A 21,067-nucleotide genomic window follows, 5' to 3' on the forward strand; every position below is an offset into this window, starting at 1 on the left:
GAGAGAACAGAAGCCTTGCCCCATGCCGGAAACCGCCACGACCTTGTCCGATCTGCGCCGCAGCCTCTCAGAGGCCGCCTTGCGGGGTGGGCCGGTTGCGGCCGGGCGGATCGGCCTCGGCGTGCCTGCGCTGGACGATGCCCTGAACGGCGGGCTCGCACGGGCGGCGCTGCATGAGATCTACGCTGCCGAGGTCGCCGATCTCGCCGCCGCGACCGGCTTCGCGCTCGGCCTCGCGCTGCGGGCGGGGGAGGCAGATGAGAAGGCCGGAGCATTGTCGAGCGAAGCCGCCCCCGGTTCGTGTGAAGAAACGCCGAAGGGCTCCAGCGAGCGTTGCATCCTGTGGGCGCGGCAGGATTTCGTCGATGCCGAAGCCGGGCGATTGCATGCGCCGGGATTGAACGAATTCGGCTTCGATCCGTCACGCCTCCTGCTGGTGCGGGCGCGCGACGGCGAGGGCGTGTTGCGGGCGGGCGCCGAGGCGGCGCGCTGTTCGGCGCTCGGGGCCGTGCTGATCGAACCCTGGGGCGAACCGCGCCCTTTCGACCTGACGGCGAGCCGTCGTCTCGCCCTGGCGGCGGAAGCCTCGGGCGTGCCGGTGCTGTTGCTGCGCGTGGCCGCTGCCGAGGCGCCGAGCGCGGCGCGCACGCGCTGGCAGGTGAGGGCGCTGGCCTCGCGGGCCTTGGAGGCGAATGCACCGGGCGCGCCGGCCTTCGCCTTGAGATTGCTGCGCCAGCGCGGCGGCGCGGCCGGGCGTGAATGGCGTGTGGAGTGGGACCGTGACCGACATCGCTTTGCGGAATGCAGCCTTTTCGACCGAGCTTCCCGGACAGACCATGCCGCGCCGCTATCTCGCCCTCTGGTTCCCCTATCTGGCGACGGACAGGTTGCGGCGGACGGGCGCGATTCCGGCCTCCGGCGCGCCGGCTGAGAAGCCGCATGTGCTGACCGAGATGCAGGGCAACGCCCTGCGCCTCGTCGATTGCGACCGGCGCGCCGTCGCTCTCGGCCTGACGCGCGGGATGACGCTGGCCGACGCCCGCGCCCGCATCCCCGATCTCGTCGCGCTGGAGACGCAAGCTCAGGCCGACCACGAATTCCTCGAAGCGCTCGCCGGCTTCTGCGACCGTTTCACGCCGCTTGTCGCGCTCGACGAACCGCATGGCCTGATCCTCGACATCACCGGCTGCGCCCATCTCTTCGGCGGCGAGGCGGGGCTCGGTAATCTGGCCGGGCGCGCCATGCAGCGCGGCGGCCTCAAGATGAAAGCCGCCATCGCCGGCACACCCGACGCCGCTCGCGCCTGCGCGCGGCACGGCCGCGGCGGCATCGTCCCGCCCGGTCAGGAGGAGGCGTGGCTCTGCCCGCTGCCGACCGTCGCGCTGGATACCGACGCCGAGACCGTGATCGCGCTCTCCCGCGCCGGCCTCAAGACGCTGGCTCATCTCGCGGAGCGTCCTTCGGAAACGCTCTCCGCCCGTTTCGGCGCGGCGCTGGCGGTCAAGCTCCGGCGTATCCTCGGCCATGAGGATCGCCGCATCACGCCTTTGCGCCCGCCGCCCGATTGCGTGGTCGAGCGCCATTTCGCCGAGCCTTTCGCCGACACGGCGAGCCTCGAGGCCGTGGTCGTCCGATTGATCGGAGAGGCGGCGCGGGCCTTGGAGGCGCGTGGGCAAGGCGGTCGCGTCTTCGAGCTCGGCTTCTTTCGCAGCGACGGCATTGTGCGCCGTCTCGCCCTCGAAACAGGCCGGCCTTCGCGCGATGCCAGGGCGCTGCTCCGGCTCTATCGCGAGCGCATCGAGACACTGGCCGATCCGCTCGATCCCGGCTTCGGCTTCGATGCGATCAAGCTCGCGGTCCCGCTCTGCGAGCCACTCGATACGCCCCAGCACAGCCTCGACGGCCGCGCGGTCGAGGAGGAGGCGGTGGCCGATCTGGTCGACCGGCTCGTCACCCGCTTCGGCCGCGACCGGGTGTTGCGCTTCGCGGCACAGGATACGCATCACCCCGTGCGCGCCGCGAAAGCGCTTTCCGCCGCTGCGCCGTTACCGGAGGCCGAATGGTCTACACCCGAGCCACAGGAGCCGCCGGCCCGTCCGCTCCAGCTCTTCGAGCCGCCTCAGCCGGTCGAGGCGATCGCCGAGGTGCCGGACGGTCCGCCGATCCGCTTCCGCTGGCGGCGTCTGATCCATGACGTCGCCCGGGCCGAGGGCCCCGAGCGCATCGCGCCGGAATGGTGGCGCGACGGCTCCGACGAGCCGATGCGCGACTATTACCGCGTCGAGGATGCGCAAGGCCGCCGCTTCTGGCTCTACCGGATCGGCTTCTACGAGGCCGACAGCGCCCCGCCGCGCTGGTTCCTGCACGGGCTCTTCGCATGAATCAGATTGCGAATGCCTTCGCGGAACCTGTTGCCGCCTCGCATTTTTCCTTCCTGCGCGGCGCCTCGCCGGGGCCGCATATGGTGCTGACGGCGCTGTTGCTCGGCTATTCCGGCATCGGTATCGCCGACCGCAACACGGTGGCGGGCGTCGTGCGCGCCTGGGCGGCGCTGAAGCAGTTGCGCGAGGACGGCCTGCCGGCGCCCGACAAGGTCAGGCAAGGCGGCAGCCCCGGCGAATACATCTGGGTCGAGAACCCGGATTTCGCTGATCATCCCATCGAGCCCGAGCCGATGAAAGCGATGGCGAAGAAGTTCAAACTCGCGACCGGCACCCGCCTCGTCTTCGCCGACGGCACGCCCGATATCGTCGTCTATCCCGCCAATCGTGACGGCTGGGGCCGGCTCTGCCGCCTGCTCAGCCATGGCAATCTGAAGGACGGCGTGAAGAAGGGCGAATGCCGGCTCGTCCTCGACGACCTCCTGAACGACGCCCGCGACCTGCTGCTGATTCTGATGCCCGCGCGCAGCCTTGATGGCTTGGCCGCGCTGCTCGCCAAGCTAGACGATGCCGCGCCCGGCGCGGTCTGGCTCGCGGCCAGCATGCACCGGCGCGGCGACGACCGCCGCCGCCTCGCTCGCCTCAGGAATATCGCCGCTGCGACCCGCACGCCGCTGATCGCGAGCAATGACGCGCTCTACGATTCCATCGGCCAGCGGGACCTGCAGGACGTGCTGACCTGCATCCGCGAGGGCGTCACCATCGAGCGAGCGGGGAGTCTGCTCGAATCCAATGCCGAGCGCCATCTCAAGCCGTCGCAGGAAATGGCACGCCTGTTCCGCGATGCCCCCGAGGCTATCACCGAGACGCAACATCTCTTCTCCCGCATCGAGTTCGATCTCGACCAGCTCAAATACGAGTACCCCGACGAGCCGATCCCGCCCGGCTGGAAGGATCAGGACTGGCTAGTCGAACTGGTCCGCCGCTGCTGCCTGATCCGCTATCCCGATGGTGTGCCGGAGAAGGTCGAGAAGCTCTTGGCGAAGGAGCTCGATCTGATCGGGAAGCTCGACTACGCCCGCTATTTCCTGACCATCCGCCAGATCGTCGAATTCGCCGAGAGCAAAGGCATCCTCTGTCAGGGCCGCGGCTCGGCCGCCAATTCCGCGGTCTGCTACGTGCTCGGCATCACCGCGGTCGATCCGGCCGAAAACGATGTGCTGTTCGAGCGCTTCATCTCGACCGAACGCAAGGAGCCGCCCGATATCGACGTCGATTTCGAGCATGAAAGGCGCGAGGAAGTGATCCAGTGGATCTACTGGAAATACGGCCGCCACCGCGCCGGCATTGCCGCGACCGTGATCCATTACCGGCCACGCAGCGCCATCCGCGAGGCCGGTAAGGTACTGGGCCTGACCGAAGACGTCACGGCCCGCATCGCCGATACCAATTGGGGGAGTTGGGGCAGCGAGATCGGCGATGCCCGGGTCCGCCAGGCCGGGCTCGATCCGACCAATCCGACGATCCGCCGCGCCGTCGACTTCGCCACCCGGCTATTGGGCTATCCGCGCCATCTCTCGCAGCATGTCGGCGGCTTCGTTTTATCGCGCGGACGCCTCGACGAGACCGTGCCGATCGGCAACGCGGCGATGGACGAGCGCACCTTCATCGAATGGGACCGCGACGACATCGACGAACTCAAGCTGATGAAGGTCGATGTGCTCGCATTGGGCATGCTGACCTGCATCCGCAAGGCGTTCGATCTGATCAGGGAGAACGGGGGAAGGGATTACGCGCTCGCCGATTTGAAGGATGGCGACAAAGACACCTACGCAATGCTCCAGAAGGGGCACTCTCTCGGCGTCTTTCAGGTAGAGAGCCGTGCGCAGATGAACATGCTGCCACGGCTAAAGCCCGAAAAGTTCTACGACCTCGTCATCCAGGTGGCGATCGTTCGCCCGGGCCCAATTCAGGGCAACATGGTCCACCCCTATCTGAAGCGGCGGGCGGGGATCGAGGACGTGACCTATCCGGCCCCTTCGCCGGAGCATGGGCGGCCGGACGAGCTCTTCGAAGTCCTGAACAAGACCGAGGGCGTCCCGCTCTTTCAGGAGCAAGCCATGCGGCTCGCCATGGTCGCTGCCAAATTCTCCGACATCGAAGCCAACGGACTGCGCAAGGCGATGGCGACCTTCCGCAACGCTGGAACGATCGGCAATTACGAGACGATGATGGTCGAGCGCATGGTCGCGCGCGGCTATGAGCGCGATTTCGCCCAGCGCTGCTTCGACCAGATCAAGGGCTTCGGCAGCTATGGCTTCCCGGAAAGCCACGCCGCTTCCTTCGCCAAGCTGGTCTACATCTCCTCGTTCCTGAAGAAGCACTACCCGGCCGCTTTCGCTGCCGCGTTGCTGAATTCCCAGCCGATGGGCTTCTATGCTCCGGCCCAGATCGTCCGGGAGGCAGAGGAGAACGGCGGCGTCGAACCGCGATCGGTCGATGTCAATTCCAGCTTTTTGGACAACGGCTTGGAAGCCGTTTCGGAATCAAGTTCTTACCGCGATCGGCCGCGTCGGGAGGGCGGAAGAGACCCCTTCGCCCTGCGCCTGGGCTTCCGCCAGATCGACGGCTTCAAGGATGAGTGGGGCAATACCATTGCGAAGGAGCGGGAAGCAGGCGGCCCCTATCGCGACGTCGAGGAACTGATGCGCCGGGCTAGCCTCCCCGCCCGCGCCATGCGCCTGCTCGCCGATGCCGATGCCTTCCGTTCGATGGGGCTGGACCGGCGCGAGGCGCTCTGGGCCGTGCGCCGCCTGCCGGACGATCCCGCCCTGCCGCTCTTCCAGGTTGCGCAGGCGCGCGAGTTGGGTTCGGAACGGAGCATGGCACTCCCGGTCATGCCGCTGGCCGAGCATATCGTCGCCGATTACCAGACCGTCCGGCTCTCGCTGAAGGGGCACCCGATGCAGCTCCTGCGTCCGCGCTTCCGGCGCGAGGGCGTGCTGAGCTGTGCCGAGACCGAGGCGAAGCCCGATGCCGCCTTCGTCCGCACGGCCGGGATCGTGCTGGTGCGTCAGCGGCCGGGCAAGGGCAACGCCATCTTCGTCACGCTGGAGGACGAGACCGGGATCACCAATGTCGTGATCTGGGCGCGCTTGTTCGAGCGCTTCCGCCGCGAGGTCATGGGTGCACGACTGATGCTGGTCGAGGGTCGGGTGCAGAAAAGCGTCGAGGGCGTCACCCATCTCATGGCCCAGCGCATCGTGGATCGTTCGATCGACCTGCTCTCGCTTTCGGACACGCATCGTGCCGAGGTTCCGATGCCTATCGACGAGCTGAAGAACCCGCCGCTGCCGCGCCACCGCCACCCGCGCAATGTCCGCATCCTCCCGAAATCGCGGGATTTCCATTGAGGGCATAAAGGCTTCACTCCGTCTTAGCCATCTCCACGCGGGGCATCCCGGGCGAGCGCAGCGAGACCCGGGATCCATGCCGGAACCTCGATCGGAAGCGCTCCGGCATGGATCCCGGATCGGCGCCGCTTTGCGGCTTGTCCGGGATGACGGCAGAGGGGAGCAAGGCAGTGGCTCCCTCCCGAAAAGCCCCCGAAGCATCCGTCAAAACAAATTTCTCCAATAGAAGTGAAATAAGAAAAAACACGCTACCTGCTGTAAATTGAACCTTTGCCGCCATGGGTATAAGTGGTTTGTTCGATTTACCGAACAGGCGGCCACGATCATGGCGAACGGCTTCGGCTCGGACGAACCCACAGCAAAAACGCCGGCAGAGGCGCTGCTGGCACGTCGTGCAGCCGCGCTCGATGTGGCGTTCGGCAAGGCGAACGTTCCCGCGCGCGTTTCTGGCATCGTCGCGGAAGCGAATGGGCGTGTGGTCTTCACCACCTCCTTCGGCCTCGAAGATCAAGTCCTCACCCATTTCATCGCGGCGGCGAAGCTGCCGGTCACCTTCGCCACGCTCGATACCGGCCGGCTCTTTCCCGAGGTCTACGCCCTCTGGCAGGAGACCGAGGAACGCTACGGCATCCTGATCCGCCCGTATTACCCGCGCCATGACACGCTCGAGCTCCATGTCCGCCAGAACGGCATCAACGGCTTCTATGCCTCGCGCGATGCCCGCAAATCCTGCTGCGACATCCGCAAGGTCGAGCCGCTCGGCCGGGCGCTCGCCGGTGCCTCCACCTGGCTGACCGGCCTGCGTGCCGACCAATCGGCCGCACGCGGCGGGGTGAAGCTGGCGGAGGCTGATGCGGCCCGTGGCCTCGTCAAGGCGAGCCCGCTGATCGACTGGACGCGCGAGCGCGCGCTCGCCTTCGCACAGGAGAACGGCGTGCCGCTCAACCCGCTGCATGCGCAGGGCTTCGTCTCGATCGGCTGCCAGCCCTGCACCCGCGCCATCCGCCCCGGCGAGCCTGAGCGGGCCGGGCGCTGGTGGTGGGAGGATGATGCGGCCAAGGAATGCGGCCTGCATGTCGGGCAGGACGGAAAGCCGGCGCGCGCCACCCTCTCGGCTGCGGAAGTGCGCCAATGATCCAGCTCAGCCACCTCCAGAAGCTCGAGGCGGAGGCGATCTTCATCATCCGCGAGGTCGTCGCGACCTGCGACAAGCCGGTGCTGCTCTATTCGATCGGCAAGGACTCCGCCGTGCTGCTGCATCTCGTGATGAAGGCGTTCTATCCGGCCAAGCCGCCTTTCCTGCTGCTCCATGTCGACACGACCTGGAAGTTCCGCGAGATGATCGCCTTCCGCGACGAGACGGCGAAGCGCCTTGGGCTCGACCTCATCGTCCATATCAACCGCGAGGGCGTCGAGGCCGGCATCAATCCCTTCGCCTCCGGCTCGCGCGTCCATACTGATGTGATGAAGACGCAAGGGCTGAAGCAGGCGCTCGATCTCCACAAGTTCGATGCCGCCTTCGGCGGTGCGCGCCGCGACGAGGAGAAGAGCCGGGCCAAGGAGCGCGTCTTTTCGCTGCGGAGCCCGGAGCATCGCTGGGACCCGAAGAACCAGCGCCCGGAGCCCTGGCAGCTCTTCAACACCCGCAAGCATCGCGGCGAGAGCTTTCGCGTGTTTCCGCTCTCCAATTGGACCGAGCGCGACGTCTGGGACTACATCGCGCTGGAGAACATCCCGGTCGTGCCGCTCTATTTCGCCGCGCCGCGCCCGGTCGTCCGGCGCGACGGCGCCTGGATCATGCGCGACGACGAGCGCATGGAGCTCCTCCCCGGCGAGACGATCGAGACCCGCATGGTCCGCTTCCGGACGCTGGGCTGCTACCCGCTGACCGGTGCCGTCGAGAGCGAGGCGGCGAACCTCACCGACATCATCGCCGAGATGCGCTCGTCGCGATCCTCCGAGCGGGAGGGCCGCGTCATCGACCATGACGGATCCGGCTCGATGGAGCAGAAGAAGCAGGAAGGCTATTTCTGATGGGCTTCGCGCTCGCCAAGAAGAAGGCACCGAAACCGGTGCAGGCGCCGCTTCCGGCCAACGATGCCCCGGCATCATCCGAAACCGGCCAGCATTCGCTGCTGCGCTTCATCACTTGCGGCTCGGTCGACGACGGCAAGTCGACCTTGATCGGCCGCATGCTCTATGAGGCCGGTGCGGTCTTCGACGACCAGCTCAGCGCCCTCGACAGCGATTCCCGCAAGTTCGGAACCCAAGGCGAAGCGCCCGATTTCGCGCTGCTGGTCGACGGTCTCTCGGCCGAGCGCGAGCAGGGCATCACCATCGACGTCGCCTATCGCTATTTCGCGACGCAGACGCGCAGCTTCATCGTCGCCGACACGCCCGGCCACGAGCAGTACACCCGCAACATGGCGACGGGTGCCTCCACCGCCGATCTCGCGATCATCCTCGTCGACGCCCGCAAGGGCCTGCTGCCGCAGACGCGGCGCCATTCCTTCATCGTCTCGCTGGTCGGCGTCCGTCATGTCGTCGTCGCCATCAACAAGATGGACCTCGTCGGCTATGACGCCGCCGTCTTCGAGCGGATCGCGAATGACTATCGCGCGGCGGTGCAAAACCTCGGCTTCGCCTCGATCCGGTTCATCCCGGTCTCGGCCCGCGACGGCGAGAACGTCATGCGCCCGTCGGCGTTGATGCCCTGGCATGACGGCCCGGCGCTGCTGCCCTATCTCGAAAGCGTCGCGATTACGCGCGCCGCGCCGACCGATGAGGGCTTCGTTTTGCCGGTGCAATGGGTCAACCGGCCCGATCTCGACTTCCGCGGCTATGCCGGCACGCCCGTTGCCGGCCGCGCCCGCGTCGGGGATCCCGTGGTGGCGCTGCCGTCGGGCCGCACCAGCCGCATCGCAAGGCTGATCGGCGCTGCGGGCGAGGCCAGCCAGATCGCCGCCGGGCAGGCCGCGACGGTGACGCTGGAGGATGATATCGACATCTCGCGCGGCGACGTCATCGTTGCAGCAGGCTCGGCACTTCCGGTGAGCCGTGGTCTCAAAGCGCGCCTGCTCTGGACCGGCGAGCGCGCCATGCTCGAAGGCGGCCAGTTCCTGGTGAAGCTCGCCACGCAGAGCGCCAATGCCACGATCGAGGCGCTGCATCACAGCATCGATATCGAGGGCTTCCAGCCGTTGCCGGCGCAGAGCCTGGGCATGAACGGCATCGGCCTCGTCACGCTCCGGCTCGACCGGCCGCTGGTCTCGCTGCCTTATGCCCGCAGCCACGAACTCGGCGGCTTCATCCTCATCGACCGGGTCAGCAACGAGACGGTGGCCTTCGGCTTCGTCGAGCCGGCCGAGGGGACTGTCCAGCAGGGCCTGGGCGATGGCGGGGCGCTCGCGCGGGCGAAGCGCGGCGTCGTCCGTATCGTCGGCCGGCGCGGTACGCCGGACCGCCGGGCCTGGTTGGCCGGCGTGAGCTGGCGCGTCCTGAGCACGGCTGGGCTGTTCGCGGCGGCCTTCGTGCTGACGGCCAATGCGGCAGCGTCCCTGGCGCTAGCCTTCGGTGACATCCTGTTGCGGCCGGGCTTGCGGGCGCTGCATATGCGGCTCTGGCGCAAGGCGCCGGTCGGGGCGTTGCAGGACGGCGCGGGGATCTGACGACGGCCGGTCTTCCTCTCCCTTTGTCATTCCGGGGCACGCCGCAGGCGTGAACCCGGAACCCACGACGGGGTGAGACATTCAACACCCGGCTGCTGGCGGCTCGCCCCGTCGTGGGTTTCGGGTTCTTCGCGGAGTTTATCCTTGGGCCGACCGAAGGTCGGACCCGAGGGCGAAGCCCCGGAATGACAACCAGGGCTCCGGCTTTATCTCGGCAAGTGCACGCTACCCTGCGACCACCGCCGTCGCCTCGATCTCCAGCAGAGCCTCCGGCTCGACCAGCGCCGTCACCGCGACTACCGCCATCGCCGGGAAATGCCGGCCGAAGACCTCGCGATAGGCCGGCCCCATTTCCTTGAGGCTGGCGCGATAGGTCGCGATATCCGTGACGTACCAGGTCAGGCGCACGATATCCTCGACACGCCCGCCGCCGGCCTCGACCACCGCCCTGATGTTGAGGAAGGTCTGGCGCAATTGGCCGATGAAGCCCTCGGCGAAGACGCCCTCGGCATCCCAGCCGACGAGCCCGCCGGTCACCAGCACGCGGCCTTCCGCCACCATGCCGTTGGCGTAGCCGCGCGGCTGCGGCCAGCCTTCGGGCAGGATGGCGCGGGACTGCGGAAGGTCGGACATGGCGTATCGCCTCGGTTTCGGCCGTTCAGGCTCTGTCGACGGAAAAATCAGGCCTCGCCCTGCGCCATCTGGCGCAAGGCGAAGCGTTGCAGCTTGCCGGTCGCTGTCTTCGGCAGGGCGACGACGAATTCGATGGCGCGCGGGTATTTGTAGGGCGCGATGCCGGCTTTCACATGCTCCTGCAGCGTCTTGACCAGCGCTGCGTCGCCAGTGACACCCTCGCGCAGCACGACATAGGCCTTCACGATCTGACCGCGCTCGGGGCAGGGCGCGCCGACCACGCCGCATTCGGCCACGGCTTCATGCGTCAGCAGGCAGGCTTCGACCTCGGGGCCCGCGATATTATAGCCAGCGGAGACGATCATGTCGTCGGAGCGGGCCTGGTACCAGAAATAACCGTCCGCATCGCGCAGATAGGTATCGCCGGTGATGTTCCAGCCGTCGAGGACATAGACCGCCTGGCGCGGGTCGGAGAGATAGCGGCAGCCGGTCGGGCCGCGCACGGCGAGGCGCCCGGGCGTACCGTCGGGCACGTCGCGCCCTTCGGCATCGACGATCTTCGCCTCGTAGCCCGGCACCGGAATCCCGGTCGAGCCCGGCCGGATCGCTCCGCGTGGCGCCCCGATGAAGATATGCAGCATCTCGGTCGCGCCGATGCCGTCGAGCAGGGGCATGCCGGTCCGCGCCTGCCAGGCGTCAAAGGTCGCCTTGGGCAGGGCTTCGCCGGCTGAGACACAGATGTTGAGCGAAGAGATGTCGCGCCCGTCGAGCTTGTCGAGCATGGCGCGATAGGCTGTCGGTGCGGTGAAGACGACGCTGACCTTGTGGCGCTCGATCGCGTCGATCAGGTCGGCCGGGCCGGCCTTCTCGGGCAGCACCATGGCCGCGCCGATCCGCATCGGGAAGAGCACGAGCCCGCCGAGCCCGAAGGTGAAGGCGAGCGGCGGCGAGCCCGTGAAGCGATCCTCCGGCGACGCCTTCAGCACGCGGGCGCCATAGCAGTCGCAGATCGCCAGCATGTCCTGGTGGAAATGCATCGTGCCCTTGGGCTCGCCGGTGGTGCCGGAGGTGAAGGCGATCAGGCAGACATCGTCACGCGCCGTGTCGACTGCCGTGAAATCCTCGTAGCCGGGCTGCGCCATCAGAGCTTCGAGTTCGCCTCCTGCGCCGCCGAAGGCGACGATGCGGGCGAGCTCCGGCGCTTGCACCCTGGCGGTCTCCAACTCGGCCGTGAGGCGATGGTCGCAGAGCGCGAGCGCGATCCTGGCCTTGTGCAGGGGATAGGCGAGCTCGCCGGCGCGCAGCATCGGCATGGTCGCGACCGCGACGCCACCGGCCTTGATGACGGCGAGATAAGCAGCGACCATCATCGGCGTATTGCCGGCGCGCAGCAGCACGCGGTTGCCGCTGACCATCCCGAGGTCACGGGTCAGCACATTGGCGATGCGGTTCACCACCTCGGTGAGGTCGGCATAGCTCCAGTGCAGGTCGCTGGCGATCACGGCCGTGCGCCCGCCGCGACCTTCGGCAATGTGCCGGTCGAGCAATTCCGCGACGCAGTTCAGCCGGTCGGGATAGGTGAGCCCCGCCTCTTCCAGCCTCAGATCGGGCCAGCTTTCGCGCGGCGGCAGGTTGTCCCGCGCGAAGCTGTCCTGATGACCCGATCTCGCGAATCCGGTTGCTGTCATGGCATTCCCCTGCAAGAGCCGGATCCGATCAGGTCCCCTCGGCCTGACCGGTGAATCCGCCTCTAACGATCTGCTCTTCCGGCATGTGTCTTGAGTAGGTCGCGCGCGATCACGACCTTCTGGACTTCCGAGGCGCCCTCGTAGATGCGCAGCGCCCGGATTTCCCGGTACAATTCCTCGACCTTGACGCCCTTGGTGACGCCAAGCCCGCCATGAATCTGGACCGCCCGGTCGATCACCTTCTGCGCGTTCTCGGTCGCGACGAGCTTGGCGAGTGCCGCCTCGCGGGTGATGCGGGGCGCGCCGCGATCCTTGGTCCAGGCGGCGCGATAGACGAGGAGGGCAGCGGCATCGACCTCGGCAGCGCTGTCGGCGATGGCCGCCTGCGAGAGCTGGAGATCGCCGAGCGTGCCGCCGAAGAGCTTGCGGCCGTTGGCGTGCTCAAGCGTCTCGTGCAGCGCCCGCCTGGCGAAGCCGAGCGCGGCGGCGCCGACGGTCGAGCGGAAGATGTCGAGCGTCGCCATCGCGACCTTGAAGCCGTCACCCGGCCCGCCGATGCGGTTATCGAGCGGCACGCGGCAGCCCTCGAAGCGCAGGGTCGCCAGCGGATGCGGCGCGATGACTTCGATGCGCTCGGGAAACGTCAGGCCCGGCGTATCGGCCTCGACCAGGAAGGCGGAGAGCCCGCGCGCCCCCGGCGCCTCGCCCGTCCGGACGAAGACGACGTAATGGTCGGCGATGCCGCCATTCGAGATCCAGCTCTTCTCGCCGTCGATGCGGACATGGGTATTGCCATCCGGGGTCGCGGTCGTCGCCATGGCGGCGACATCGGAGCCAGCCTCCTTCTCGGAAAGAGCGAACGCGGCGATGTGCCTGCCGGACGCGACATCCGGCAGGATGCGCCGCTTCATCGCCTCGGAGCCGGCTATACTGATTGAGCCCGTGCCGAGCCCCTGCATGGCAAAGGCGAAATCGGCGAGCCCGTCATGCGCCGCCAGGATTTCGCGGGCGAGACAGAGCGTGCGGACATCGAGCTTGTTCGTCAGCCCGCCATAGGCGGCCGGCACGGTGGCCTTCAGGAAGCCGGCCGCACCCAAAGCCGCGACGCGCGCCCGGCAAGCCTCGTCGACATCGTCGTGCGGCAGGTCGGCGAGATAGGAATCGGCCCAGCCGGAAAGCTCGGCGGCGAAGGCGCGGTGGCTCTCCTCGAAGAACGGCCAGTCCAGCGTGTCGCCGAGGATGTCGAGGCCGAGAGGAGAAGCGCTGCCCATCTCAGTTGCCCTCGAAGACCGGCTTCTGCTTGTTGGCGAAGGCGTGATAGGCGCGGGAAAAGTCCTCGGTCTGCATGCAGAGCGCCTGCGCCACGGCTTCCGCCTCGATCGCGCTCTCGACCGACATTGCCCATTCCATTTCGAGCATGCGCTTGGTCATGGCATTGGCGAAGGTCGGGCCGTCAGCCAGCTCGGTGGCGAGCGTCTGCGCCTCCGCCAGCACGGTCTCAGGCGCGCAGATGCGGTTGAGGAAACCCCAGCGCTCGGCTTCCTCGCCCTTGAGGACGCGACCGGTATAGAGCAGCTCGGCCGCGCGGCCCTGGCCGATGATGCGCGGCAGCATCGCGCAGGCGCCCATGTCGCAGCCGGCAAGCCCGACGCGGTTGAACAGGAAGGCGATCTTGCTGCCGGCCGTGCCGAGCCTGAGGTCGGACGCCATGGCGACGATGGCGCCGGCGCCGGCGCAGACGCCGTCGATCGCCGCGACGATCGGTTGCGGGCAGGCGCGCATCGCCTTGACCAGTTCGCCGGTCATCCGGGTGAACCTGAGCAGGTCCTTGGTCTCCATCGCGACCAGCGGCCCGATGATCTCGAAGACATCGCCGCCCGAGGAGAAATTGCCGCCGGCGCCGGTGACGACGATTGCCTTGACGTCCTCCTCCTTCTGCGCGGCGAGGAAGAAATCCGTGAGTTCGCGGTAGCTTGCGAAGGTCAGCGGATTCTTTTTCTCAGGCCGGTTCAGCGTCACCGTGGCGACCTTGCCGGAAACCGAGAGGCTGAAATGCTGCGGCGTGAAGCCCGCCAGCGGCAAGGTCGTGGCATTGGCGATCTCTGCCATCAGGCGTCTCCCTTGGCGGCTTCGCCGGTCCGCCCCGCGATGGCGCGATGCAGCGAGGTCTTGGTCTCTCCGAGCAGCCGAAAAAGCTGCGCGATGGCGGGCTGGTCGAGCCCGGCGAACAATTCGGCGATCCAGTCTTCGTGGCGCTCGGCCATGGCGCGGAAGACCTTGCGGCCCTGTGCCGTCAGGGTGAGGATCTGCACCCGCCGGTCCTGCGGGGCGGAGCGCTTGTCGACGAGCCCGTCGGTTATGAGTCCCGCGACGACGGCGGTGACATTGCCGTTCGAGACCATCAGGCGCTGCGAGACCTCGCCGACGGTCATGCCGACCGCGGTCTTGTCGAGTTGCGCCATCAGGTCGAAGCGCGGCAGCGTGGTCTTGAATTCCTCGCGCAGGCGGTTGCGGATCTCGGTCTCGATCAGGGTCGAGCAGGTCAGCATCCGCAGCCAGAGGCGCAATTCGTCCTTGTGGTCGCCGGGGCGCTCGCTCGCTTTCGTCTCACGGTCGAGGATCAGGGAAGAGGAGGGCGTTTCCATCTCAGAACTCCCCGCCATTGATCATGAGTGACTGGCCGGTGACGGCGTCGCTGCCGGGCCCGCACAGATAGAGCACTGCGGCTGCGACCTCGTCCGGGGCGATCAGGCGGCCCTGCGGATTGTCCTTGATCATCGCCGCCAGCGCCTCTTCGCGGCTCTTGCCGGTCTTGCTGGCGACATTGTCGATGCTGGCGGTCGCCATGTCGGTATCGGCATAGCCGGGGCAGACGGCGTTGACGGTGACGCCGGAGCGCGCCGTCTCCAGCGCCAGCGACTTCACCAGCCCGACCACGGCATGTTTCGCCGCCGTATAGGCGCTGACATAGGGGTAGCCACGGTGTCCGGCCGTCGAGGCGATGGCGATCAGGCGGCCGCGGCGATGCTCCAGCATGGCCGGGAGCGCGGCATGGAACAGGTTCACGGTGCCGATCAGGTTGATGTCGAGCATCCGGCGGAAGCGCTCGCCGTCGCTGCGCAGGAACGGCCCGGTCTCGACCGCGCCGGCATTGGCGATGGCGATATCGAAAGCCTGCTCACGCGGTAGTTGGCCGAGCGCCGCGGAAACCGAGGCTTCGTCGCGCACGTCACAGGCCGCGAAATCGGCGGCGACTCCAGCGGCGACGGCCTCCCGCAGCGTTGCCTCGTCGCGCCCGAGGATGCTGACCTGGGCTCCGGCTGTCGTCAGCCCGGCGGCGATGGCCCGGCCGATGCCGCGTCCGCCGCCCGTTACCAGTGCACGCTGTCCCTGCAGTGTCATGACCGCTCGACCTCCGGCGGCAAATATATTTTAAGTCTGAAGGAATTTGCAAGCGACCTGATCGGGGCCCTGTACCAGGGTATCCCGCAACGCAAAATGGCGCGGAGTGAAGGGGGTTGATCGGATCGTATGGTGCTGCCCCGGCGGAAATATCGCAAATGCCACTTGAGGCCAAAAACATTTCAGGCTTAAAATAATTTCTCAAGCCGGATCGACCCGGTTCCCGGATGGAGGCGTCGATGCGTATCGCTGTCGTGGGCGGAGGGCCGGCGGGGCTCTATTTCGCGCTGCTGATGAAGCGGGATTGGCCGGAACTGACGGTCGACGTCTTCGAGCGCAACCAGCCGGACGACACGTTCGGCTTCGGCGTCGTCTTCTCCGACCAGACGCTCGATACGTTCAAGGCGGCGGATGCGCAGAGCTATGCCGCGATCCGGGACAATTTCGCCTACTGGGACGACATCGAGATCCACTTCAAGGGCGATACCTTCCGCGTGCCCGGCAACGGCTTCTGCGGCTGCTCGCGCCGCTCGCTGCTGATGCTGGTGCAGGCGAGGGCACGCGAGCTTGGCGTCGACCTGCATTTCGGCGAGGAGATCGCCGATATCGAAGTACTGAAGCGCGATTACGATCTCGTCGTCGGCGCTGACGGCATCAATAGCCGCATCCGCGAGAACTGGCGCGAGCGCTTCCAGCCGCAGACCGACCTGCGCCCCAACCATTTCACCTGGATGGGCTCGACCCGCCCCTTCGACGCCTTCACCTTCTTCTTCAAGCAGACGGAGCACGGGGTCTTCATCGCGCATTGCTACCAGTACGAGGCCGGCCGCTCGACCTGGGTGCTGGAGACCGACCCCGAGACCTTTGCGAAGGCGGGCCTCGGCGCGATGGACGAGGCCCAGTCGGCCGCCTTCCTCGAAGGCGTCTTCGCCGAGGAGCTGGAAGGCCACAAGCTCATCACCAACCGCTCGCTCTGGCGCAATTTCCCGATGATCCGCTGCCGCAACTGGGTGGTCGAGAACGTCGTGCTGATCGGCGATGCCAAGGCGACGGCGCATTTCTCGATCGGCTCCGGCACCAAGCTCGCGATGGAGGACGCCATCGCCCTGCACAGGGCGATGGGGCAGGCGAAGCTCGACGTCACGGCGGGCTTGAAGCTGTTCGAGACGCAGCGCCGCGAGGAAGTCGAGAAGACCCAGCACGCGGCCGACGTCTCGCTGGTCTGGTTCGAGGAATTGAAGCGTTTCTGGGGTTTCGAGCCTTTGCGGTTCGCCTTCGGCCTGATGACCCGCTCCAAGGCCATCACCTATGACAATCTGGCCCTGCGCGCGCCGGAGATGGTTGAAGCCGTCGACAGGCTCGTCGCCGACGGCCTGGGCGACGTGGCGAAGCGGCGCAAGGACGGCTCGCCGGTCCCGCCCGCCTTCCAGCCCTTCAAGCTGCGCGAGATGCGGATCGAGAATCGCATGACGCTCTCGCCGATGTGCCAGTACTCGGCGCAGGACGGCCTGCCTGATGATTGGCACCTGATGCATTACGGCTCGCGTGCCATCGGCGGCCCCGGCCTGATCTTTACCGAGATGACCTGCGTCGCGCCCGATGCCCGCATCACGCCCGGCTGCACGGGCCTGTGGAACGACGCGCAGGAAGCCGCCTGGACGCGGATCGTCGGTTTCGTCCACGCCCATTCGGCGGCGAAGATCTGCCTTCAGCTCGGCCATGCCGGCCGCAAGGGCGCGACCAGGCTGATGTGGGAGGGCATGGACAAGCCCTTGTCGGAGGGCGCCTGGCCGATCGTCTCGGCCTCGCCGCTGCCATACTACCCGGAAAGCCAGGTGCCGCGCGCGATGACACGCGCCGACATGGATCGGGTCAAGGCGGAGTTCGTTGCGTCAGCCGTACGCGGCGAGCGCGCCGGCTTCGACATGCTGGAGCTGCACTGCGCCCATGGCTATCTGCTGGCGAGCTTCCTCTCGCCGCTGACCAACAGGCGCACGGACGAGTATGGCGGCTCGGTCGCGAACCGCCTGCGCTATCCGCTGGAAATCTTCCGGGCACTGCGCGAGGCGTGGCCGCGCGAAAAGCCGATCTCGGTACGCATCTCCGCGACGGACTGGGCGGAGGGCGGCCTCTCGGCGGCGGATTCCGTCGCGATCGCCGAGGCTTTCGCCGCGGAAGGCTGCGACCTCGTCGACGTCTCGACCGGCCAGACCGCCCGGGAATCGCGTCCGGTCTATGGCCGCATGTTCCAGACGCCGTTCTCGGATCGCATCCGCAACGAGGCCGAGGTCGCGACCATGTGCGTCGGCAACATCACGACAGTCGATCAGGTCAACACGATCATCGCGGCCGGCCGCGCCGATCTCGTTGCGCTCGGGCGTCCGCATCTGGCCGATCCGTCCTTCGTGCTGCGCGCGGCGGCCTGGTACGGCGTCGATCTCGCCCAGCCCGTGCAATACCAGCCCGGCAAGGACCAGCTCATGCGCAACACCCCGCGCGAGCGCGAGGAGCTCAAAACGCTGAAGCTCAAAGCTAAACCCAGCCGCCACGCGCCGGTCATCGAGGCCTGAGACTCTATTTTGCGCCCTGCGAACGCCCGGAAGGTGAAACCTCCGGGATCGTCGGCGCGGTGGCCGGGCGTTCGCCGAACGGGCTGGCTGAAGGCGGGTTGCGCCGCAGCCGGAAGGCGAGATAGGCCGCAGCCGCCGCCGAGAGCAGGCCGAGATAGGCCAGGAGGCCGTTCGGCCCGACCGTCTGCATAAAGGCGGCGGCGACCAGGGGGCCGATCGCCGAGCCGGTCGCCCAGAGGAAGAGCAGTTGCGCGGAGAGGCCGAGCGCGCGTTCGCGGCCGAGCCGGAAATAGGCATGCGCGACAGCGACCGTGTAGATCGGCATCGCGCCCGCGCCGATCAGGGCGAAAAGCCCGAACAGCCAGAAGCGCGTATGAGGCACGGAGAGCCAGAGCACGACGCCGAGCGCCAGCGAGCAGAGCACGACCGAGACGGTGGCGGTCAGCATGATCTTGCGGCTTTCGACACGGTCCGCCAGCAGCCCGAGCGGCCATTGCAGCACGAGCGCGCCGATCTGGATGCCGGCGGTCAGCAGGATCGCCCAGGCCTGATCGAGGCCGATCAGGATGCCGTAGGCCGGTGCGATATTGGTCAGCGCGCCGCCCATCAGCCCGACATAGAGGCAGCCGATCACGGAAGCTGGCGCGTATTGCCACATCGTGTTGAGCCGGACCGAGACGACCTCGCCCGATTCAGGCCCCTTGGCGCGGGTCATGCCGACCGGGATCAGCGCGATCGAGAAGGTCGCGCTCGCCAGCAGGAAGACATCGTGCGATTGCAGCGAGACATAGCCGACACCGATCTGCGAGCCGATCAGCGCCAGGCGGTTGAGGATCTGGTAGAAGCCGAACAGGCGCCCGCGCTGGCCCGCCTTGGCCTGGCCACTGATCCAGCTTTCGATGCAGATCGCGTGGCCCGCGCCGGCAAAGCCCATGCCGAGCCGTGAGATGCCCCAGAAATCGAGCGACGTGAGCGCGAAGCTGATTGTCAGCACCGCCTGCAGCGCCGCGAAGACGCCGAAGGCGCGGATATGGCCGACACGGCGGATGAAGGCGGGGATGACGAAGCAGCCGGCGAGGAAGCCGACGGAATAGGCCGAGCCGACGAGGCCGATCAGCAGCGGCGCCTTCTGCTCCAGCGCCATCTTGAGCGGCACGACCGTGTTCACGATGGTCGAGGCGATCTGCAGGATCAGCGCCCCGCTGACGATCGCGCCGAGCGCTGCGACGGAACTCGTCCGGGGCTCGGCTGGCTGGCTCACGGCGGTCCCGGCCTCCGGCGCAGCGGCCACGGAATCCTGCAATTCCGGCGGCTGCAACTCCTGCGGTTGCGATGCTTGCGACATATCCGATTCGAAGGCCGGTTGGTGAGAAATAGGTTGGATTTGCAGCCTCGCCCGAAAAAATGGGCCAATCGGGGCGGGTCGCGAAAAAATCCCGTCTTTCTTCCTCCATCGTCCGGCCGCGATCGCGCCGTCTTCGCGTGGCCTTGGAGGCGCGCGCCGGGCTCCTGTTCCGCCGCGCGCGAACCGCGAAAAATTATCGATCCGGTTCACCGGCGATTAACCAAGGCAGCGCCTTATCGATACGGAACGAAGTTTGGGTTCTCCCGGCATGTCCTGTCACACCGCGATGCGCGCCGCGCCTCCCTTGGTCGAGGCGCGTGCGGCCGTGCTGTGCCTGCGGTCGCCGGGCGTGGCGTAAGCGTATCGAGAGTGCGGCGGATGACCTATGCGACCTATGTGCGGGAAGGTGGCGCGCCCTATGTGCGGCCGCGTCGTCGCCGCAGGCCCTTGCTGAAGGGGCTTCTCCTCGCGCTCGCCCTGAGCGGCGGCGCCATGTCCGGCTTCTGGATGCTGGGGCAGGGCGCGCCCGGCCCCGATGCGGAGAAGATGCCCGCCGCAGTCGCCCATAAGGGATCGGCTGGTCATGTCGCGCAGCAGCAGGCGCCAGCCTATAGCGGGTTGCTCGACCCCTCCCTGTCGGGCGGCAAGGGTGCGTCCTTCGTGCAGGGCGCTCCCGTCCGCTCCGCGTTCCAGCCGGCGGCCCCGATGCCGCCATCCTCGTCGCTCGCCGTTGTCGCTCCCGCGGAGCCCGTCTTGCCGCTGCCGCCGCAGCCCCCGGTCACGCTGGCGGAGAAGGCTGCACCCATGCCGGTGCCGCGCCCCTTGGATCTGCTGCCGAAGGCCGGTCCGCAGCAGCTCCAGCCGCAGCAAGCCCAGCCGCGCGTCGCCCAGCCGACCAACTCGCGTCGCAACCGGACAGCCGCCGCCGCGCCGACGCCCGGGGACAACCGCAGCTTCTTCGAGAAGCTCTTCGGCGTGCAGAAGCAGCAGGAGCCGGCCGGGACCGCGCTAGCCTATGCCGCGCCGCAGGATGACATCATCGATCGTGGCCGCATCACCCGCCTCAGCCCCTCGGCCGGCACCCCCACACGCACCGCCGAGGCCGGCACCGCGATCTACGATATCGCGGCCAAGATGGTCTATCTGCCGAATGGCGAGCGACTGGAGGCTCATTCAGGCCTCGGCGAGATGATGGACGATGTCCGCTACGCCCATGTCCGGATGAAGGGCGTCACCCCGCCGCACACTTACACCCTGACCGAGCGCGAGGCCCTGTTCCACGGCGTGCGCGCCATTCGCCTGAACCCGGTGGGCGGCAGCGGCGCGATCCACGGCCGCGCCGGGTTGCTCGCCCATACCTATCTGCTCGGCCCGCGCGGCGACTCGAACGGCTGTATTTCCTTCAAGGATTACGATCGCTTCCTGCAGGCCTTCCTGCGCGGCGAGGTGAAGCGCATCGTCGTAGTCGCGAGCCTCTGAGGGCAACCCTCCAGGCGAGGTGCTTTTGGCACCTGGCCGCTGACGTCGCGTGGACCCCTTTGTCATTCCGGGGCTTCGCGGAGCGAAGAACCCGGAACCCACGACCGGGCGAGCCGCTCGCAACCGAACACCTCATGTCTCACCCGGTCGTGGCTTCCGGGTTCGCACCTGCGGCGCGCCCCGGAATGACAAAGGGCGTGATCAAGGCGATCCAGTAGCAGGCCTCATGTCGCAGGCCTCATGGCTGCTTCCGACGCCCGGCGATCCGCAGTGCGATCCCGGTCGCGGCCAGGACGCAGCCCAGCGCGAAGGGCGGGACGAAGACCATCAGCGCTTCGGTATCCTCCCAGCGAAAGCGGAAGCGGGAGACGCTGCAGCCGCCCGCATGCAGGCCGCAGGCGAAGAGATTGAGCCCGGCCCAGCCCGCGAAGGCGACGAGACAGAGAACCGCCCCGCCTCCGATCAGGAGCCAGCTCGCGAGCCGCATC

At 67.4% G+C, this 21,067-nt stretch carries 16 protein-coding genes; 8 read left to right on the forward strand and 8 right to left on the reverse strand.

Annotated elements, in window-relative coordinates; translation table 11 throughout:
• Positions 1-22 precede the first annotated feature (22 nt).
• The 6 genes from ACWIEX_RS08070 (at position 23) to ACWIEX_RS08095 (ending at position 9,462) form a co-directional block, all read left to right on the forward strand.
• On the forward strand, positions 23-931 hold the full coding sequence (locus ACWIEX_RS08070) for an ImuA family protein (RefSeq protein ID WP_454032560.1): 909 nt from the start codon (positions 23-25) through the stop codon (positions 929-931).
• Positions 837-2,381, forward strand: coding sequence for a Y-family DNA polymerase (locus ACWIEX_RS08075; RefSeq protein ID WP_454032561.1), 1,545 nt, complete (start codon positions 837-839; stop codon positions 2,379-2,381). Before ACWIEX_RS08070 ends, ACWIEX_RS08075 begins: the two co-directional genes overlap by 95 nt.
• Positions 2,378-5,794 carry an error-prone DNA polymerase gene (locus ACWIEX_RS08080; RefSeq protein WP_454032562.1) on the forward strand — a complete coding sequence of 1,139 codons (3,417 nt, stop codon included), beginning with the start codon at positions 2,378-2,380 and terminating at the stop codon, positions 5,792-5,794. The genes ACWIEX_RS08075 and ACWIEX_RS08080 overlap by 4 nt, the downstream gene beginning before the upstream one ends.
• 325 nt (positions 5,795-6,119) lie before the next feature.
• Positions 6,120-6,929, forward strand: a complete 810-nt coding sequence (locus tag ACWIEX_RS08085; protein WP_454032563.1) for a phosphoadenylyl-sulfate reductase — start codon at positions 6,120-6,122, stop codon at positions 6,927-6,929.
• The gene (gene cysD, locus ACWIEX_RS08090; protein WP_454032564.1) at positions 6,926-7,828 is read left to right on the forward strand and encodes a sulfate adenylyltransferase subunit CysD; all 903 of its coding nucleotides are present in this window, start codon (positions 6,926-6,928) and stop codon (positions 7,826-7,828) included. The genes ACWIEX_RS08085 and cysD overlap by 4 nt, the downstream gene beginning before the upstream one ends.
• Positions 7,828-9,462 (forward strand): sulfate adenylyltransferase subunit 1, encoded by a 1,635-nt coding sequence (locus tag ACWIEX_RS08095; RefSeq protein ID WP_454032565.1) that lies wholly within the window; start codon positions 7,828-7,830, stop codon positions 9,460-9,462. The genes cysD and ACWIEX_RS08095 overlap by 1 nt, the downstream gene beginning before the upstream one ends.
• Positions 9,463-9,687: 225 nt before the next feature.
• On the opposite strand, the gene ACWIEX_RS08100 is transcribed toward ACWIEX_RS08095, so the two are convergent.
• From ACWIEX_RS08100 to ACWIEX_RS08125, 6 genes are all read right to left on the reverse strand, one after another.
• The gene (locus ACWIEX_RS08100; protein WP_454032566.1) at positions 9,688-10,095 is read right to left on the reverse strand and encodes a RidA family protein; all 408 of its coding nucleotides are present in this window, start codon (positions 10,093-10,095) and stop codon (positions 9,688-9,690) included.
• 47 nt (positions 10,096-10,142) lie between these two features.
• Positions 10,143-11,783 carry a benzoate-CoA ligase family protein gene (locus tag ACWIEX_RS08105; RefSeq protein WP_454032567.1) on the reverse strand — a complete coding sequence of 547 codons (1,641 nt, stop codon included), beginning with the start codon at positions 11,781-11,783 and terminating at the stop codon, positions 10,143-10,145.
• A gap of 62 nt (positions 11,784-11,845) precedes the next feature.
• Positions 11,846-13,054: an acyl-CoA dehydrogenase family protein gene (locus ACWIEX_RS08110; RefSeq protein ID WP_454032568.1), complete on the reverse strand. Its 1,209-nt coding sequence runs from the start codon at positions 13,052-13,054 to the stop codon at positions 11,846-11,848.
• A gap of 1 nt (position 13,055) precedes the next feature.
• A complete protein-coding gene (locus tag ACWIEX_RS08115) occupies positions 13,056-13,892 on the reverse strand; it encodes an enoyl-CoA hydratase family protein (protein WP_454032569.1) in 837 nt (278 codons plus the stop codon).
• On the reverse strand, positions 13,892-14,428 hold the full coding sequence (locus ACWIEX_RS08120) for a MarR family winged helix-turn-helix transcriptional regulator (protein ID WP_454032570.1): 537 nt from the start codon (positions 14,426-14,428) through the stop codon (positions 13,892-13,894). Before ACWIEX_RS08120 ends, ACWIEX_RS08115 begins: the two co-directional genes overlap by 1 nt.
• A 1-nt stretch (position 14,429) precedes the next feature.
• Complete coding sequence (locus tag ACWIEX_RS08125) at positions 14,430-15,185, reverse strand: SDR family NAD(P)-dependent oxidoreductase (RefSeq protein ID WP_454032571.1); 756 nt, start codon at positions 15,183-15,185, stop codon at positions 14,430-14,432.
• 239 nt (positions 15,186-15,424) lie between these two features.
• On the opposite strand from ACWIEX_RS08125, the gene ACWIEX_RS08130 reads away from it, so the two are divergent.
• A complete protein-coding gene (locus tag ACWIEX_RS08130; protein ID WP_454032572.1) occupies positions 15,425-17,755 on the forward strand; it encodes a bifunctional salicylyl-CoA 5-hydroxylase/oxidoreductase in 2,331 nt (776 codons plus the stop codon).
• A 4-nt stretch (positions 17,756-17,759) separates the two neighbouring features.
• Here ACWIEX_RS08130 and ACWIEX_RS08135 read toward each other — a convergent pair whose 3' ends face one another.
• Positions 17,760-19,016, reverse strand: a complete 1,257-nt coding sequence (locus ACWIEX_RS08135) for an MFS transporter (protein ID WP_162260047.1) — start codon at positions 19,014-19,016, stop codon at positions 17,760-17,762.
• A gap of 462 nt (positions 19,017-19,478) precedes the next feature.
• On the opposite strand from ACWIEX_RS08135, the gene ACWIEX_RS08140 reads away from it, so the two are divergent.
• Complete coding sequence (locus ACWIEX_RS08140) at positions 19,479-20,579, forward strand: DUF2778 domain-containing protein (RefSeq protein ID WP_454032573.1); 1,101 nt, start codon at positions 19,479-19,481, stop codon at positions 20,577-20,579.
• 238 nt (positions 20,580-20,817) lie between these two features.
• Here the strand turns inward: ACWIEX_RS08140 and ACWIEX_RS08145 are convergent, their stop codons facing one another.
• Positions 20,818-21,066: a hypothetical protein gene (locus tag ACWIEX_RS08145; RefSeq protein ID WP_454032574.1), complete on the reverse strand. Its 249-nt coding sequence runs from the start codon at positions 21,064-21,066 to the stop codon at positions 20,818-20,820.
• Position 21,067 lies beyond the last annotated feature (1 nt).

The sequence above is a fragment of the Allobosea sp. NPDC055353 genome (assembly GCF_053644975.1).